The 17,008-nt window shown below is 36.7% G+C and carries 13 protein-coding genes; 7 read left to right on the forward strand and 6 right to left on the reverse strand.

The window, feature by feature from the left end:
• Position 1: 1 nt before the first annotated feature.
• The gene (locus tag B2Z27_RS06670; RefSeq protein ID WP_286813029.1) at positions 2–1,090 is read left to right on the forward strand and encodes a sulfatase-like hydrolase/transferase; all 1,089 of its coding nucleotides are present in this window, start codon (positions 2–4) and stop codon (positions 1,088–1,090) included.
• A 187-nt stretch (positions 1,091–1,277) separates the two neighbouring features.
• Here B2Z27_RS06670 and B2Z27_RS06675 read toward each other — a convergent pair whose 3' ends face one another.
• Entirely contained in the window at positions 1,278–1,889 is a 612-nt protein-coding gene (locus tag B2Z27_RS06675) for a hypothetical protein (RefSeq protein WP_286813030.1), read from the reverse strand.
• Positions 1,890–2,249: 360 nt separating this feature from the next.
• On the opposite strand from B2Z27_RS06675, the gene B2Z27_RS06680 reads away from it, so the two are divergent.
• Entirely contained in the window at positions 2,250–2,654 is a 405-nt protein-coding gene (locus B2Z27_RS06680) for a response regulator (protein WP_071341428.1), read from the forward strand.
• 13 nt (positions 2,655–2,667) lie between these two features.
• On the opposite strand, the gene B2Z27_RS06685 is transcribed toward B2Z27_RS06680, so the two are convergent.
• Positions 2,668–3,051: a hypothetical protein gene (locus tag B2Z27_RS06685; RefSeq protein WP_074672330.1), complete on the reverse strand. Its 384-nt coding sequence runs from the start codon at positions 3,049–3,051 to the stop codon at positions 2,668–2,670.
• Between the two features lie 117 nt (positions 3,052–3,168).
• On the reverse strand, positions 3,169–5,685 hold the full coding sequence (locus B2Z27_RS06690) for a leucine-rich repeat domain-containing protein (protein WP_286813031.1): 2,517 nt from the start codon (positions 5,683–5,685) through the stop codon (positions 3,169–3,171).
• 260 nt (positions 5,686–5,945) lie between these two features.
• Here B2Z27_RS06690 and B2Z27_RS06695 point away from each other — a divergent pair, with 260 nt between their 5' ends.
• The 4 genes from B2Z27_RS06695 (at position 5,946) to B2Z27_RS06710 (ending at position 12,751) form a co-directional block, all read left to right on the forward strand.
• Positions 5,946–10,940 (forward strand): DUF4132 domain-containing protein, encoded by a 4,995-nt coding sequence (locus tag B2Z27_RS06695; protein ID WP_286813032.1) that lies wholly within the window; start codon positions 5,946–5,948, stop codon positions 10,938–10,940.
• Positions 10,941–11,059: 119 nt separating this feature from the next.
• Positions 11,060–11,473 (forward strand): hypothetical protein, encoded by a 414-nt coding sequence (locus tag B2Z27_RS06700; protein ID WP_286813034.1) that lies wholly within the window; start codon positions 11,060–11,062, stop codon positions 11,471–11,473.
• Positions 11,474–11,540: 67 nt separating this feature from the next.
• A complete protein-coding gene (locus B2Z27_RS06705) occupies positions 11,541–11,915 on the forward strand; it encodes a hypothetical protein (protein WP_232231178.1) in 375 nt (124 codons plus the stop codon).
• A 146-nt stretch (positions 11,916–12,061) separates the two neighbouring features.
• Entirely contained in the window at positions 12,062–12,751 is a 690-nt protein-coding gene (locus B2Z27_RS06710; RefSeq protein WP_286813035.1) for a hypothetical protein, read from the forward strand.
• Positions 12,752–12,840: 89 nt separating this feature from the next.
• Here the strand turns inward: B2Z27_RS06710 and B2Z27_RS06715 are convergent, their stop codons facing one another.
• Positions 12,841–13,236: a hypothetical protein gene (locus tag B2Z27_RS06715; RefSeq protein WP_071341433.1), complete on the reverse strand. Its 396-nt coding sequence runs from the start codon at positions 13,234–13,236 to the stop codon at positions 12,841–12,843.
• Between the two features lie 154 nt (positions 13,237–13,390).
• Here B2Z27_RS06715 and B2Z27_RS06720 point away from each other — a divergent pair, with 154 nt between their 5' ends.
• Positions 13,391–14,383, forward strand: a complete 993-nt coding sequence (locus B2Z27_RS06720; protein ID WP_286813037.1) for a hypothetical protein — start codon at positions 13,391–13,393, stop codon at positions 14,381–14,383.
• 13 nt (positions 14,384–14,396) lie between these two features.
• Here the strand turns inward: B2Z27_RS06720 and B2Z27_RS06725 are convergent, their stop codons facing one another.
• Entirely contained in the window at positions 14,397–15,032 is a 636-nt protein-coding gene (locus tag B2Z27_RS06725) for a response regulator transcription factor (protein WP_286813039.1), read from the reverse strand.
• Entirely contained in the window at positions 15,029–17,005 is a 1,977-nt protein-coding gene (locus tag B2Z27_RS06730; protein WP_091606447.1) for a tetratricopeptide repeat-containing sensor histidine kinase, read from the reverse strand. The genes B2Z27_RS06725 and B2Z27_RS06730 overlap by 4 nt, the downstream gene beginning before the upstream one ends.
• Positions 17,006–17,008: the final 3 nt, after the last annotated feature.

Raw genomic sequence — 17,008 nt, forward strand, 5'->3', positions numbered from 1 at the left:
GATGATGAAAATACGAACGAGAATACTATTGGTTGCCGTGCTATTTATGTGGGTAGGGGCAACAGCCCAAATTGATAAGACCGCTAATGTATTTTTAATTACGTTAGATGGTGTACGTTGGCAAGATGTATATCATGGTTTAGATACGGCATTGGTGCAGAGTAATTATACAGAGGACAAAGAGCTATTGAATAAAATGTTTTCAGGTAGTTCACCTGAAGAAAGTAGGGAGAAAATCATGCCTTTTTTTTGGAATACCATTGCCAAAGATGGTCAATTGTACGGCAATAGGACCAAAGGCAGTAAAGTTGATCTCACTAATAAAATGTTATTTTCCTATCCTGGGTATAATGAGATCTTAACCGGTAAGGCAGATGATGCCCATATTGATAGTAATGACAAAAACTACAATAAGAATGTAACGGTTTTAGAGTTGGCAAATAAACAAGAGCGGTATAAAGGTAAGGTTGCCGCCTTTGCCAGTTGGGACGTTTTTCCTTTTATTATTAATGATAAAAGGAGCGGAATCCCCGTAAATGCAGGGTATATGAATGCCCAGGGAGATTTGAGTGGTAGGGAGATATTCTTAAATGAAATGCAACGTCAAGCGCCAATTATTTGGGAAAGTGTACGGTTAGATGTGTTTACCCACCATTACGCAAAAGAATATGTAAAAAAGAACCATCCTAAAGTTGTATACATATCTTATGGTGAAACGGATGATTTTGCACATGGAGGAAAGTTTGATTTTTACATGAAATCATTACATAATACTGACGCTTTAATAGCGGATTTATGGCAATACGTACAGCAAGACGATTTTTATAAGGATAATACCTATTTTATAATCACTACGGACCATGGTAGGGGATCTGGTATTCTTGAAGATTCTAAATGGACAAGTCATGGTAGCAATGTAAAAGGAGCCCAACATACATGGATGGCAATTTTAGGTCCAAATGTAAAACCCATTGGGGAAGCAGTTAATGGACAACTTTATACCGATCAACTTGCACCAACCATAGCTGAAATTTTAGATGTTGACGTAGATATACAAACTATGCCGGCAAAACCGATTAACTTAAAATAAGATTGATGATTTCTTTAAATTAAAACTAAAGTTAATTGCGATTTTTACAGCGAGTTTAGAATAAATTAGAGTTGAAATAAGCCAATGCCAATCAATTTTGGTGTTGGTTTTTTTTGTTGATAATCTAATAAAATGAAGGCTGTTACACACAGTATAACAGCCCATTGGTACATTAAACACAAAAGTATTAATTCATACTATACACTACGTTGACCGTTAATTGCTCTTGGTAGTCGGCATAATAACTGGTCCAATCGTCATTATAATTAGCGTTACTGCTAATAGCGTGTATGTTGCCTAACTCAGTGTTTATGGTTTTACATAATTCCATAGCGTATGCCTTGGCATTTTCCAATGCGGCATTGAGTGCAATTTTATTGTTTTCAGGTGAAACATTTTGTTTTACTTGAAATTGTAATTGAACCCCTAACAAGTTTGTCTTCAGTAATTTCATGGCTAGCTCTTTAGAATCTGTTTCATAGTATAAAATGGTACCGTCGCGTTGATATCCTAAAGAAAAATACTCCATCTCTTTTTCTTGAAACTTAGAGGTATCTATGTTCAATGCTTTCAATTCTTGATAATATTGTTTTCTTAATTGGTCTAGGTTTTCCACTCGTGTATCGGCATAGTAGACTTGGTCCATACTTAAGGTAGCCTTAACCCTGTATTTAATAATTGTTTTTTCTAAAGGGGCGCTACCGGTTACGGTCACTGTCTTTTGTTCTAAATTAATTTGTGCCTGTAAAGTGCTGATTGCAAAAAGGCTAAATAAAAGGATGATGCTAATTTTTCTCATTTAATTTAATTTTAGAGGTTTAATAGTTAAAGATTATTTTTTTACAAGTTATATTCTTGGCGATTAGTGAATAGTTTTAGGTTTATGGTCGTTTGAAAATAGGTCTGAGTGTGTTTTTATGAAATCCTGATTTTACGTTCAAAATTATTGCCGTTTTGTAGGAAATAATAGAATCAAACTTTTTTTTGTAAAAATTCAACTTGGAATTTTAAGCAATTGCCAATCGTAATCTTTGGTGTTACTGCTGTTTATTGGATTTTCTGTAGAATTCATTAGTTAGTTTCAAAAATTTATTGTAAGTTAAATCTTGTTAATTTGTAAGAACTAAATTTCCCCAGGGATTAACGAATATAATTTGCTATGAAAATAGACACCGTTTGTATTATAGATGACGACCCAATTTGCGTTTATGGTACTAAGATTCTTTTGAACCACAACAATTTTGTGAGCGCTGATATTCTTGTTTACGAGGATGGTGATGAAGCTTTAACCAATTTAACCAATCAATTAGATAAGGGACAGCCAATGCCCGATATTATTTTATTGGATCTCAATATGCCCATCATGGATGGGTGGGGCTTTTTGGATAAATTCTCAAAATTACCGCTGGTAAACAAACCGCAGATTTTCATAGTAAGCTCACATTATGGAGACCATGAAATTAAGCGGGCAAAAGAGTATGAACTGGTTCGCGATTTTATTTCCAAACCATTGATTTCAAAAAATCTGAACGATATTATAGAGATGAGCAAAACTGCAGTGTAAAGGTGTTACAACTTTAGCTTAAATCTAGCTCGTTCAATATAAAATCAATGTTGACCACATTTGCTTTATGATAGCTTAATAGTCTATTAAAAGACATCATATAACCCAAGCCGTTCAATGCCTTATTGTCGGTTTTTTTTAGGCTTATCTCATGTAAATTCTCGGTAATTTCATTTACTATTGAATCTACGGTATTGCCTGGGTTTACCTCTAATGAACGTAACATTTTGGTGACCAATTCCTCATTCTTAAGATTGGCATTTATGTATTTATTTACGGTTTGCTGTCTATGTTCGTCTAAAAAGCTCAGGTCACTATTTTTAAAATAATGGCTTACCTGTTTGTTAATTGCATACAGGTTACTCAATTCTTTTCCTAGTAATTCTTGTTTGTCCATAGTAATCTAATTTGTCATTTCTTCATAAGATAGTTTTTAAGGTTAATGTTCATTAATGTTATTGCGTGATTTTATATCTCAAAAATGAGATTGTTCATTGTTGTTTAAATGTTCATTTCATCCAAGTTTAAATGGTTTTATTTTGTCATCATCGTCAAAATATCTTTGGGTTATACCTTTGCCAACAAGAGGTTCATATAGTTCATACTTCATATTACTGCCTGAAAATTTAGAGGTCCAATAAATGAGTTTTTTTAAATGTAACTGTCTAAATTCCTCTGATAACCGCTCTTGAAAATCACAACCGGTGATACTCAATACTTCCAATTGGGTAAGTTTTGCCAATTCTATAGGTAGTGTGTTTTGTGTAAAACTTTCTACCCCTAAAACTCGAAGCGATTTCATAGTGCCGATCCAATGTGGTATTTTCCTTTTGCTGTATTTGCCGTTAATTAAAAGAGTGTCTAAAGTGAGATTGGCAATTGCAGTAGGGTAGGTTTCCATTTCTTTTGATATATGTTCTAACCAAAGGTATTTTAGGGTTTTCCACTGCGTAATCGTTTCTAAGGCTTCTGAACCAAAATCATCGCAAAAGTTTATTTTAAACGCTCTTATTTGGGGCACATTTAAGCCTGACATTGTTTGTACATCACAAGTGTATAGTTCAAGTATTTTTAACTTGTTCAGACTTACCTTTGGAAAATCACGAATTCCCGTGCAATCCCTTAGCTCTAGATGTTCAAGATTTGGGGCTTGCTCCAATACCGTTTGTAAAGAAGCACTATCTCCCTTATAATTATTGAGTTGTAGCGATTTTAATTTTGAGTTTTTATATCCAGAAAGTCCCTCGTAGAATTCTGGTTTATCTTCCGGGAACTCAACAAACAGATATTCTAAATTAGGACAAGTTTTTAGCAGCTCTGCAATATTTTTGGCAGGACCGGTATATTCATATTTTTTAATGTTCTGCGGATTTTTAAGAAACGCGAATCCCGATTCACCTGCTATATATGAGTTGTTTTTACCTAAGTCCATCTGTTGAGCATCCATCACATTATAAAATGCTTTTAAGTCTGATACGGGCGTATGTTCAACATTTACCTGAGTTGCCGAGCGTTTTGTTTTTCCAGGAATAATCCCTTTTAAACCTTTTATGGTCAGCTGCTCTGAATGTTTGGGCAGTGCATCTGTGTTTAATTCCAAATGGTTCTCGAACTGAACGGTGAATTGCTTTAGTTTTTCAATTTTAGAAAGTGCTTTGGGTACCATTGCCGAGCTAGGTGCTTCGCCTACAGGAGTAGCATAAGAAGTGTTTTTGTATAGGGTGACACTTTCTATTGTTTCCAATTCATTTATCCCATCAAAAATCCAATCTAAGTTGGGTACTAGTTTATAAGTAATGCTGGATAGGTTTTTAAACGCTACCAAGGTATTCTTGTGCTTTTTTTCCGGAGCTTCGCAATTAATTGAGATGGTTGTCAATTCTGGAAAAAACTCCGCATAGTCCAATACATAAGTTAGCAGTTTGGGTGTGTCTAAATTCAGTTCTTTTCGGCTAGATTTCTCGGTCATTGGGGCAATGTCTACATTGCGGTTGCCAATTTTTGTGATCAAATTTGGTCTGGACTCAAAACCAAAAAAGAAATCTGCAGAAATGGTTGTTATTTTGGGAGCTATAAGTTCAAACAGCTGCAACTCTGGCATTGCTTCAAATCCTGATGGTAAGGTTTCCAAACGGTTAGAAGCTACTTTGAATTTCTCAAGTTTTGGTAGGTTTTTCATTTCCTTTGGCAGCGCCGTTAGCTCGTCTAAACCATACAAATCTATCTTGTTCAATGTGGGTGGAAATACAACTTCAGACAAATCTTCCACTCCTACATTTTGCAACTTTAATTCTTTTAAAAATTTAAGGTCAGCAAGCCAATTGAAATCTTTTAAATAGGTGTTGTGATCATCGCCTCCAAAAGAGTAATCGCCTTTAAAGGTGAATTCTTCCAGTGATTTTAATTTACCTATTGAAGCAGGAACTTCCTTTAAAAATGGCATGGTAAGCTTTATTTTCTTTAAGTTGGTAAGGTTGCCCAGTTCATCAGGCAATTGCTCAAAATCTGCATGTATTTCTAGTGCCTCTAAAGAGGTGAGATGAGGTAGTGCTTCTAAAATTGTAGTGTATGCATTGCCCTCATTCTTTAGTGATATTTCTAGCTTTTGTATTCCGTTGAATCTACCTAGTATACTTGGGTGTTCTACCAAACGGTCTAAAAAGTTTTTGGTGAAATTGAAGAGCCCTAATTCGGGTTCTTTGAATAATAACGAGTGTAGTTTAAAAAGATTTAATTCATCAGAAAGTAATCCGTATTCCAACATCGCAACCAATCTAGAATCAACCGATTTCACACCTCCTTTTTGACTTATCTTTTTACGGCTCTTAAATGCCGTTTGAAAGTACTCAGGTGCCTGTTTTTTGATAATATTGGTGCATTCCGTTCTAATTTCTTTGTTCGCCGTTGTTTTTGCTATCACAAAAATTTCATAGAAAAAACCTTCAGGGTATCTTGTACAGCTTTTTATAGCTTCAAAAGAAGCATCGATCTCAAAAAAATCGAATAGGGGTGTTTTGTTAGTATTCGGCATAACAACACGTAATTTTTTAGATGTACAAAGCTTTCCAAAAGCACTGGTGTTTTTGTCACTGCATTCAGTGATATTGAAGATTAAAAAAATCCTGTAGGTTGAAAAATCCCCAAATTCCGGTAGAAAGAAAAGTTACTTTCCGGCTAACTTGCCATAATTAATTGGAGACTGTAAAATAACATTGTACAGCATAAGTTAATATGTAGATACAATCCATAATGCCCTCATATCAGAATATAAAGCATAAAGAATAGCATCATATGATTCCAGCAGAAAAAGCGCAAAAATATATAGCCCAACACCAAAAACCGGAGGTAGATCGTTTTGAGTTTCGTTCATTTTCTCAACCTTACAGAAGGCTTGGGCAAATTCTAGGACGTATAAAGAAGGAGAAGTATGAATATTATAATAGTAACGATTTCATTAGCGAGTTTGATGATCCCTTGACCATAAACCCTTGGTTGACCGAAGAAGGTATGCGTTTGGGTATACAATTATTTGGCGTGGTACAAGCACCGTATTTATCTGCCATGTGGGATTTTATCAATACCATGCCTTACCAAAGAAGCTATGATCGCAAAGCCTTTAGATCGCAACCAAGTGAAGATATTTTACAGAATAAGCTAACTATATTTAGTCAATTTTTATACAATAGCCGTGTTGGTTTTTGTGGATTAAGCTTGCAAGAACATTTTCAATACAGCACATATTACCCACATGGCAACAGTGTTTTTTTCGCTATTGTTTTGCAAAATAGTGGTGATATGTTCAATGAGCTGTTGAACGATATTTTACAAGGTGAAGATGAAATTGGTGGTGTAAGTCAAGATATTATCAAAGCTTTATTACTGTCGGAAGATGAAAAACACTGGGAGATGGTGGGTAAATTATTATTGGCTGCTCAACGTCAAGAAGGTTTGCGACAGTCCATTCTGGAATCTATGGATGAAGCCGGTCTCCAGTCTTTAAAATACATGATCAATGTAGTGTTAGAGAATGATATTATCCGTTTCAGTAGCGTTGTAAGGGCGGTAAATACCTGGTTTGGGTTAAACTGGGAGGCGCCTAAGAAATCGGTCATCAATCGTATTTTGGAACTGGCGCACTCTTTAATTCTTAACTTAAAGGAAGTAGACACACTTCTGAAAAGTAAAGATAATATTGAGGTGTATGTGGCATTATGGGCTATAGGTATTTTGGATGTTGATAAAGCGAATGCCAAAGCCTTGGACATTGTTTATTCTTCAACCGATAGGAACAAGAAAATTCTAGCGCTTTACTTTATGAGTAAAACGGATCGTACCAATGATTCTTTGGTTGCATATTTTATACAAGAATTAGGTAAAGATTATGCCCTAGATCATTGGATGGCGGTAAACTTACCGGAAATGCAGTTGGATAATGATACGTTTACCAAATTATTAGAGGTCGCAAAAACAGTTGAGGATAAGGGAAAAACTTATGAAAGCAAGATTTTCTCTTGGTGGAGTTTTACCCCTAATTCTCAATATTTCTATCAGTTTTTATTGCATGAGGCAACGGAACAGCAGCTGGAGCTTATGGCAAACGATTTAGATGAATTGCCGTCGGAATTTAGGGAGACTTACATTCGTAAAGTTTTTCCAATACATTATAGTTATGCGTTTCACCATTATAAGACAGATGAGAAAAAAGTAAAGCTAAACTATGATCAATACTCATGGCGCAGGGCGTTGGCAAGAAAGGCTGTATACAATAGAAATGAGTGTGTTATGGCAACGGGACTCAACATTTTCCGCAAAATGCATTTGTACGATACCGATTTGGAGATTGCCGAAGATCTTTTGAAACGGAAGAACAAAAGTATGCGTACCGCCGTAATACAACTGCTGGTGTCTTTACCTAATGATACCATAAAACAGAGTGCCGGCAACTTGGTTACGGCAAAAAGTATTGACCAACGATTGGCAGGTTTAGAGATACTTACCATTTTAGATGCTGAGAACAGATATCCAGATTTTGTAGAAGCTCAGGTGGCTACATTTAAGGAGCGACCCAAGATTTCCAAAAATGAACAAGTACTTTTAAATAAGTTCGTTAAAAATAAGGATGAATACAATTTCAGTAACGGTTTTGGCACTGTAGATTACAATAACTTAAGTGCCCTTTACCAGCCACAGCCTCGTTTTGAGGTTAAATCTAATTTCTTGGATAAGCTGGGTATTAAAACCTCTCAGTCTTCAGACTTTAAATTTAAGGATATCATTGACATTGATAAGATAATTACCACTGTCAATGCATTAATTGCTCTGGTTGCTGAAAATGGTACATATGAATATCAGATGGAGGGCTATCAAGGTGAGAACGACACCACCTTTATTAACCGAGGGCTTCATGATATGAAAAAACTAGATGAGCATGCCACGGCACAAGATCGTTTACATAATTTACCATTGTCCAATGTTTGGGTAGCCTGGTACGAACAAAGTAAGTTGAACGATTTTGAAATGAGTGCCGTATTGCGTTTTCTAAACCATAAGAGTTATCCTTTTGGACAGTATGAAGAACTGGTACCTTATATAAAACAATTTTATCCAGATTTAACGGGGTTAAATATCAATAGCGAAGAAAACTATTATACCAAAATAAGAACGTACATTACTATAATCAGGCGCTTGTTCATAGTATATGCGGATAGGGAAACCATTGTTTCCTATAAGTTAGATGTTTTTGAAGACATGGTGGCTTCATTTCCCAAAAGGTTGCAAAATTATAAGTTTCAATTAAGTGGGTACCATCATACTATAACCGCTAACTGGGCAAATATTATTACATCGTATGCAGGTGATCTAAGTGTTGGCGAGATTAATATATTAAGTAATGAAGATTTAAAAAGATTCTGGGACATTCAAATGTACTTGGTGGCACAGGATTTTGGACATCCTGATACGGTTACGGATATACAGGAAATTACCAGGGAAAAACGAAATTCTGGCAACCTTAATTTTCCAGATGTAGAAGTAACCTTAAGGCTCTATAAAGCAGGATTGATAAATGATGACGACCTACTTTTCCAAGCACTGTATTCCAATGATCTAATGACCATTATAGATGGTGGCTATAATTATAGAATTCGTAGAGGTACGCTAACTGAAAATTTGGTGCCTAAACATGTGTTTTTACCCTTAAAAACGAACCTGTTGGAAACTGAGCTGGAACGGGGAGATTTGGTGACACCGGCAACGGATTATATTTTTTCCATTAATACCGTTGAAGGGGTAGACTATGTTTTTAAAGTGTTGCAGCGTTTGGGTAAAGATACCTTTGAGCGTGGTTATAGCTATTATGGTAATAGTAAAAAATCACTTTTCAGCGCTATTTTAAAGAAGACGACATTTAAGGAAACCGAAAGTTATGCTGATTTTGTAGCACTTGCAGACGAGCATAAAATATCTAAAAAACGACTAATAGAAGTGGCGTGCTACGCTACCCAGTGGGCAGGTGTTATTGGTGAATATCTAGGATTGGAAAAACTGGAAGATGCCGTTTGGTGGTTTCAGGCCCACGCATCGGATTATATGAGTAGCGAGAAAGAAACCATTATCTCAAGGTATTCCAATATTCCAAAATCGGACTTTTCGTTGGGTGCCATTGATATAGATTGGTTCAATAAAGTATATGGCAGTTTGGGTAAAGCCAACTGGAAAATATTGCATGATGCCGCTAAATATATTACAGATGGTAATGCGCACAGACTGGTAAAATTATACTCCAGTGTAATGTTGGGCGAGGTAAAAATTACCGAGACATTAAAGAAGATAAAAGATAAGCGAGATAAAGATTATGTACGTGCCTTAGGGTTGATTCCGTTGAGCAAAACCGTACCTGAAAAAGATTTGTTGAAGCGTTATAACCTGTTGCAAGATTTTTTAAAGGAAAGCAAGCAGTTTGGGGCTCAGCGCCAGGAAAGTGAAAAGGCAGCGGTAGAAATTGCACTAGATAATTTGTCAAGGAATGCGGGCTATCTAGATCGCGTACGTTTTGGTTGGGCAATGGAGGCAAAGGCAACCCAGACTATAATGGAAAATGCGGTGTTGACTATTGATGATACCCAAATTACTCTGGTCATCAATGATCTTGGAAAAGCCGAAATTATAGTTGCAAAAGGTGATAAACCTTTAAAATCCATACCGGCCAAGTTGCGCAAAGACAAGCTGGTAATCGCATTAAAAGAGAATAAAACCTACCTCTCAAGGCAATATAGTAGAACACGTTTGTCGCTAGAGAATGCTATGGTAAATGAAGATAAGTTTACCGCTTTGGAGATTCATAAAATGATGCAGCATCCTATCGTGAAGGTGATGTTGAGCAAATTGGTACTGTTCGCTCCCAATAAGGAAATCTCCGGTTTCTATACGGATGGTAGCCTTACCGACGTTTCCGGAAAAACCCATCAATTGCAAGAAGAAGATGAGTTGGTCATTGCCCACGCATCGCATTTATATACAGCGGTAGAATGGGATGTATATCAGAAACACCTTTTTGCTGAACGTTTGGTACAGCCTTTTAAGCAGGTATTTAGAGAATTGTATCTACTTACTGAAGATGAGCGGGAGCACAGCAATAGGTCTGAGCGTTACCAAGGACATCAAATTCAGCCCAAGCAGACCGTGGCGCTTTTAAGGGGTCGCGGCTGGACGGTGAGTAGGGAAGAAGGTTTACAGAAAGTATATCATAAACGCGGTTTCATTGCCACCATGTATGCTATGGCAGACTGGTATTCCCCGTCAGATGTAGAGGCACCAACGCTAGAAGAAGTCTGTTTTCACTCCATTGAAACGCATGAGCGTATTCCGCTAACAGAAATTCCGGCTGTAGTTTTTAGTGAGATTATGAGAGATATGGATCTTGTGGTAAGTGTAGCCCATGTTGGTGGTGTAGATCCAGAAGCAAGCCACAGTACCATGCAAATGCGTGCTGCCTTGGCAGAAGAGTCGGCAAAATTGTTTAAGCTGAGCAAAATAACGGTTAAAGAGCGTCACATATTTATACAGGGCACGTTGGGCGAGTACAGTATACATTTAGGTAGCGGTCAAGTAAGCAAAAAAGGCTTGTCGTTATCCATTATTCCAGTGCACAGTCAGCACAGGGGACGTATGTTTTTACCCTTTGTGGATGACGACCCAAAATCTGCCGAGATCATTTCAAAAATGAAGTTACTATCAGAGGATAATAAAATACAAGATCCAACAATTTTGGCGCAGATAAATAGCTAAATAACAAGAATAATGGCGTTACCCCACTTAGGTGGGGTCGGGCTTTTGTTGCAAGTCCGCGTGCTATCGCACTGTGGGCTTTCCACGACAATCCCTAACGCAAAATAAAACAGAGATCAATGGAAATTACATTACAGCTAAAAAGACTCGGTAAGAAAAAGGTAAAGCAAGTGCCTTTCACCTTAATAAAAACTCCAAAGAATCTTGAGGAACTTTTAATAGGTTGCGTAAAAAACCAAGTGGCGGCTTTCAACAAAAAGCGAATGGAAGTCAATGTGGTCGGTTTTTTAAGTCCCGCAGAAATTCAGGATCAGGCACAAAGCGGTAAAGTGGATTTTGGCGATTTGGCAAATAAGGACCTCACCGATGAGCAAAAAGCAATTGATAATGTTTTGCTTGCTTTTAAAGACGGACTCTTTGTTGTATTCATAGATGATGATGAGGTAACCGATTTAAAAGCACCAATAGCACTCACTAGCGAAAGTGTTATCGCCTTTATTCGAATGACATTTTTGGTGGGTACCTATTGGTAGTTACTTTAAATATCAGCGTAAAAAAACCATTATAGAACACAAACAAACAACTAAAACACATACGATTTTGACATATTTAGACGAGAGTATCAATGATGAGGTACAGAATTTAATGATAGACGTTTTTGAAGCTATCAAAACATCACAAGAAGCAACACTTGGCGTTACTGAACTTCTAGCTACGCAAAGCATCCTTGAGAACATTTTTGAAAAGGTGAAGACTACCGGTTTTTACAATGATGATGAGAATTTTAAACTGGTAAAAGCCATGAATATGGATACCGATGGTGAAAATGCGGAAGAAGCTCTGTTCAATAGTTGGGGCAGTATGGTGAAAACCATAAACACGGCTGCATCGCAAGAAGAATTCAATGCTAAATTCGCTTTGTTCGTGCCTATTCTTCTAAAAAGAATGACGGCAATTAATCAAGTTTTGGATTAGCGTTTTAGGTAAATAAATATAGCGCTTCACCTAAAATGAAATACCAATATGCAATAACTGTTATTGAAGATGTAATATCACTGAAAACGGGTACTAATTTCAGCGCTATACGTTCCATCTTTACTGTCTTAAATTAAAACAGAACTATGGATTTTAAGACAATGCTGCAGCTACCTGTACTAGAAATTTCCCAGGTACTCAAAACCCTTCAAGGAATAGCGGACGAAGAACGAAATAAAGAAAAACCCCAAATGCCTAACGTGTCTATTGGTACCAGTAGAGGTAATGTCTCTGGGTACTTCATTAATTATGATACGGAAAAAAGTATTGTTTTATTGGGGAATTGGTATGACCACAAACCAGATTTACAATATGTAGAGTTGCATGCCATTGCTTCCATCTCGCTAGGGAACATTGAAAATTACCTATATCAATTTTCAGATGGTAACATTCCTTTTACGCCAAATACAGACGATGTACCAACCGTACTTCAACTTAAAAAGGCAATTAGGGATGTAGAGCAATCGGTCGAGAAAATGTTGGGTAAGGCAATTGTCATTAATTATGACTATGCAGAAAAACCTGAAGATCTTGAAAAGTACTATGCAAAGAAAACAATAGTGTTATTGCAAGAAACATTAGCAGCAATAGCCGCGGACGCATTAGCCAAAGAAGCATTTGTAAACGCTGTAAAAGAGCTGTCGTTTCACTTGGGAGAGGAAAATACAGTAAACCTACAAAACAATATGCTTACTGTATGCTTAGACTTTTCTAAGGGAATAAAGAGTGTGGCGTCAAAAGCGGTACTGCAGGATCGTATAGAGAAGTGCTTATAAACTTAAAATAAGATTGATGAAAACAAAAAAGGAAAGCCTACTTGGCTTTCCTTTTTTTGTAACAACATAGTCTTTATAGACCAATACTCTTAAAGATTGTTCTCTAAGAATTCTCTTATAACCAAATCAGAGAAATACCCGCTGTGGTGACCTCCCCAACATGCAGTTAGTGAGAATACACCATCTGCTATTTTCAATTCTTTCTTGTCTTCTGCACCGTCATTGGCAATACAGAATACTTCAATGCTATTAATACTTTCTGCAATAGCTTCTTTACCTAAATCATCTGAACAAACTTCTTTAAAGGCATCTGTAACACGTTGTAAACATACACTTGGTACAAATTTTATATAATCCATTTCAAAGGTGTCCCAATTAATGTTAATAGGTAATTCTTTACCTACTATTTCATTGATTTCTTTTTGGTAATCCCCTACATATTGTTCTTCAATTGCCTTAGCAGCTCTTTTTTCTTGTAATCCCATTATGATTGTTTTTTAGATGTAATTTTGAATACTTCAAAGGTATTTTAGCACGTTAGTTTCTAAGCACCCCATTTAAGTGAAATGTAAAACTCACGGAATTCCGTGAGGTGCTTACAAGGCAATCACGGTAACTTCACTTTATAAAATTTCAGGTATGAAAACATTGATTGTTATAGGCGTTTTGTTAGTGCTGTTTTTCATTTTTGTAAGCAATTTTTCCCGTTTTATGGGTGGGATTTCAACCAATAAAGCTGCTCAGAATTTAGAACATTACTTAGAAAAAGAACACAAGGGCGAGTTAGGTTTTAGAGAACTGAATAGGTTCTTTAATGCCGCTACCATGAACCCGAACATGTTTACCGTAGTTATTTTTCATAAAGAAATACCGGAAATTGAATTCTACTGCCATGTGAATCCAAAAGAGCTATTGGAGAATGACACCTTATCTTACTATGGAAAAGAAAACTTGAAAATTGCGGACCTCTACGAAAGAGAACGCAAGCGCTATGAAACACGACAAAACGTAAAAGCCGATTTTGTAAATGAAATACCTAAAATAAAATTTGAGAACGATAGGTTTGAGATTTTTGTTCCGGGGGAAATAGAAACGGCTGCTTTACATGATGTAATTGAAAGGTTTGTTGCTAGGCTAAACAGTGTATATGAGGAGTTGGATATTCCGTATACTATGTCTTTGTACATTAAAACGGAAGCCCATCCTGAGGGGTTTATTGACATTCCGCTAGAGAATATTGAAAATCAATGGCACCCGCAAATGTTTATGCTTTCGGCTACTATGAACAATTTTGTTACCATAGAAAAAGACATAAAACAACGTATTCAGACCAATTTGGATGCCTCGTATCCTAATTATGAAATAGACGATAATTACCGGAAAATCATTTTAGATAAATCCAGTTTGTCAAAAATTGCTTGGGTGCAATACCTAAAAGATAAAACCATAGACAATGATAAAAATGAGAAATGGCAAAACCCCTTAACGGGGCTGTATATTACGTACTACGATATACAAACGGGGCATTTGTATTTTGGTGAAATGGTAAGTCAAGAAAATGATAATATCTCCTATGATGAGACCTTAGCCCTTATCAAATTAAAAGTGGAAGCCGAGGGTATTCAGATGTAATAATGCTCTAGTTTTAGTCGAACAAGCCAGATTCTATAGCATATTTTACAGCTCCTGTTGTGGTTTTTGAACCTGTTTTTAACAGGATATTCTTTCTGTGGGTTTCCACGGTATTAACCGAAATAAATAGTTTTTCCGATATTTCTTTCGATGTCAGCTCGTCTGCCAACAGGGACAATACTTCTTTCTCTCTGGGAGAAAGCTCAATATTCTTGTACTTTTTTCGCTCAAAAATACTTTCCATATAGCGTTGCTTAATAATTTCAGAAAAGTATTGTTCGCCATCTAAAACGGTACGTACCGCTTTCTGCAGTTCTTCTTTGCTGGTAAATTTGGGAACAAAACCATCTGCACCTTTTTGAATGACCTTATGTACCGTTCTATGATTGTCTAACATGCTCAGCATGATAATTTTTACGGTACCGTGCTTCTTTTTTATCTCGGTCAACAACTCAATACCATCCATTTTTGGCATATTGATGTCGCTAATGATCAAGCCGATTTCAAACTGGTTCAACAGCCGTACCACCTGTTTACCTTCTGTGGCAAGGTGGACTTCTCCAATTTCTGGCATGTCACTTAAAATGGTGTTGATCCCTTCAAGAAACATTAAGTGATCGTCTGCTATTATGATATTGATTTTCTTCACATGGTCTGTTTTAATGGAATATCTATGGTGATAGATGTTCCGCTACTGGCGCTACTGTCTATGTCTAAAGTACCTTTCATTTTAGAAAGGCGCTCCTTAATATTTCGTAGACCTATTCCTTGTTTTTTATGTTCTTGAAAGCCTTTGCCATTATCATTGACCACAATATTCAAATGGTCATAATGCTTGGTAAGTTGTACTTCCGCATTGGTGGCTTCGGCATGTTTTAGAATATTGTTGACCAATTCTTGTACAACACGGTACACATCTGCAAGCAGGGCATCTGGCAGTTTGTTGATGTCTTCTTCCGGGTAAAAGAAGGTTTGAAAATCTATAGTATCACTTGCGGAGATTTGGTCAATAAAATCACCCAAGAAATTGGTAAACCCCAGTGCGGCAAAAGCCGGTGGATGTAATTGATGGGACAATCCGCGAACATCTGTACAGGCATTATTTATTGCCGTTAATATTCGCTTGGTCTGTGGCTTCTCTTGTTGGTCTTCCACATAATGCTCAAAAGCAATTTTAATCCCTGCCAAATCACTACCAATACCGTCATGGATTTCACGAGCCAAACGTGCACGCTCTTCATCTTGACCTTGTTGATACCTTTCAACGGCAGATAATCTATAGTCCTTGATCATTTGGTTGATTTTCTGATCGGCATTTTCTTCGCGCTGTAAGCTTAATTCTTGCTGTACCTTTAACCGTTTAACATATTGATGACGGAGAATAAGCAATGACAATAAAACCAGGATAAAACCGGCAATAAATACGTTTCTAATGAGGCGTTGTCTTTTTGCGGTAAGTTCTGCTTTTTGCAGTTCTGCTTCGCCCAGTTTTTGTTCTTTTTCAAGAAGGTTGATCCTGGTTTCTTTTAATTGCGTTTCATACCGCTCTTGTAGTTCAGCAACATATTTCTCCTTATCAAGAGAATTCTGCTGTGATAATGTACTCACACCTTTTTCATAAAATGCCAGGGCTTTTTTATAATCGCCTTCATCTTGGTAAAGTTGGGAAAGGTTTTTATAGATGTCAGATTTATATTGTTTTATAGCTTGTTCTTCACCCATTTGCAGCGCTTGCTCAAAATAGGAGATGGCTTTTTTGGTATGTCCTAGTTTGCTTTCGCACAAGCCAAGGTCGTTTAAAATGATCACCATGTCAGACGTAAACTCAACTTCCTTTAAAAGCGACAGGGTTTTCTTTAAAGAAATTACGGCTTCATCATATTTTTCTTCTTTCACCAACATTTGGGAAAGATTCATGTTGATATATGCTATTACTGCTTTGTTTCCTTCTTTCTCACGATATTCTAACACCGTTTTAAAGTGTTCGCGAGCCTCATCATATTTACCTTGTTCTTTTAAAATACTTGCGAAATTGAATAAAGTAACCAGAACACCATCATCATCACCTAAAGCACGATATAGGTCCGCGGCACGGTCTAAATTTTCGGTTGCCTTTTTATACTCTTCTTGTAAAACATATAAAGTAGCTATGTTTTGGTAGGCATTGGCTTCTTGCTGGGTGTCATCCATTTTTTCTGCATACCGTAAACACTCCAAAAAGCTTTCCATTGCCTTTGGGTAGTTGCCAAGGTTTTTATAGCCCAATGCCAAAATATTATAGCTGGCCGCCAAACCATTTTCCATGTTGAGCTCTTTAAGAAGGGCAATGGTTTTTTGAGTTTCGTTCACTGCACTTTTATAATCGCCCGAAATATTTCCAAGATTCGCAAGTGCATAATGCGCTCTAATGGTATGGATTTTTAAGCCTTGTTTTTCACTTTCTTCCAACCATTTTTGCGCAGCTTCCTTGGCTAAAACAGGTTGTGAATACACGTTTTTTTGATAAACGTATGAAAGCGAGTCCATTAGCGGGTTTGCTTCTGATTTTTGCGACCAAATATTCGTGTAAACCCCTAAAAATAGGAAGACGATAAAGATTTTATGTAGTGTGCGTAGCTTCATTTA

Source organism: Maribacter sp. UBA3344 (genome assembly GCF_002362375.1).
GTDB lineage: Bacteria > Bacteroidota > Bacteroidia > Flavobacteriales > Flavobacteriaceae > Maribacter > Maribacter dokdonensis.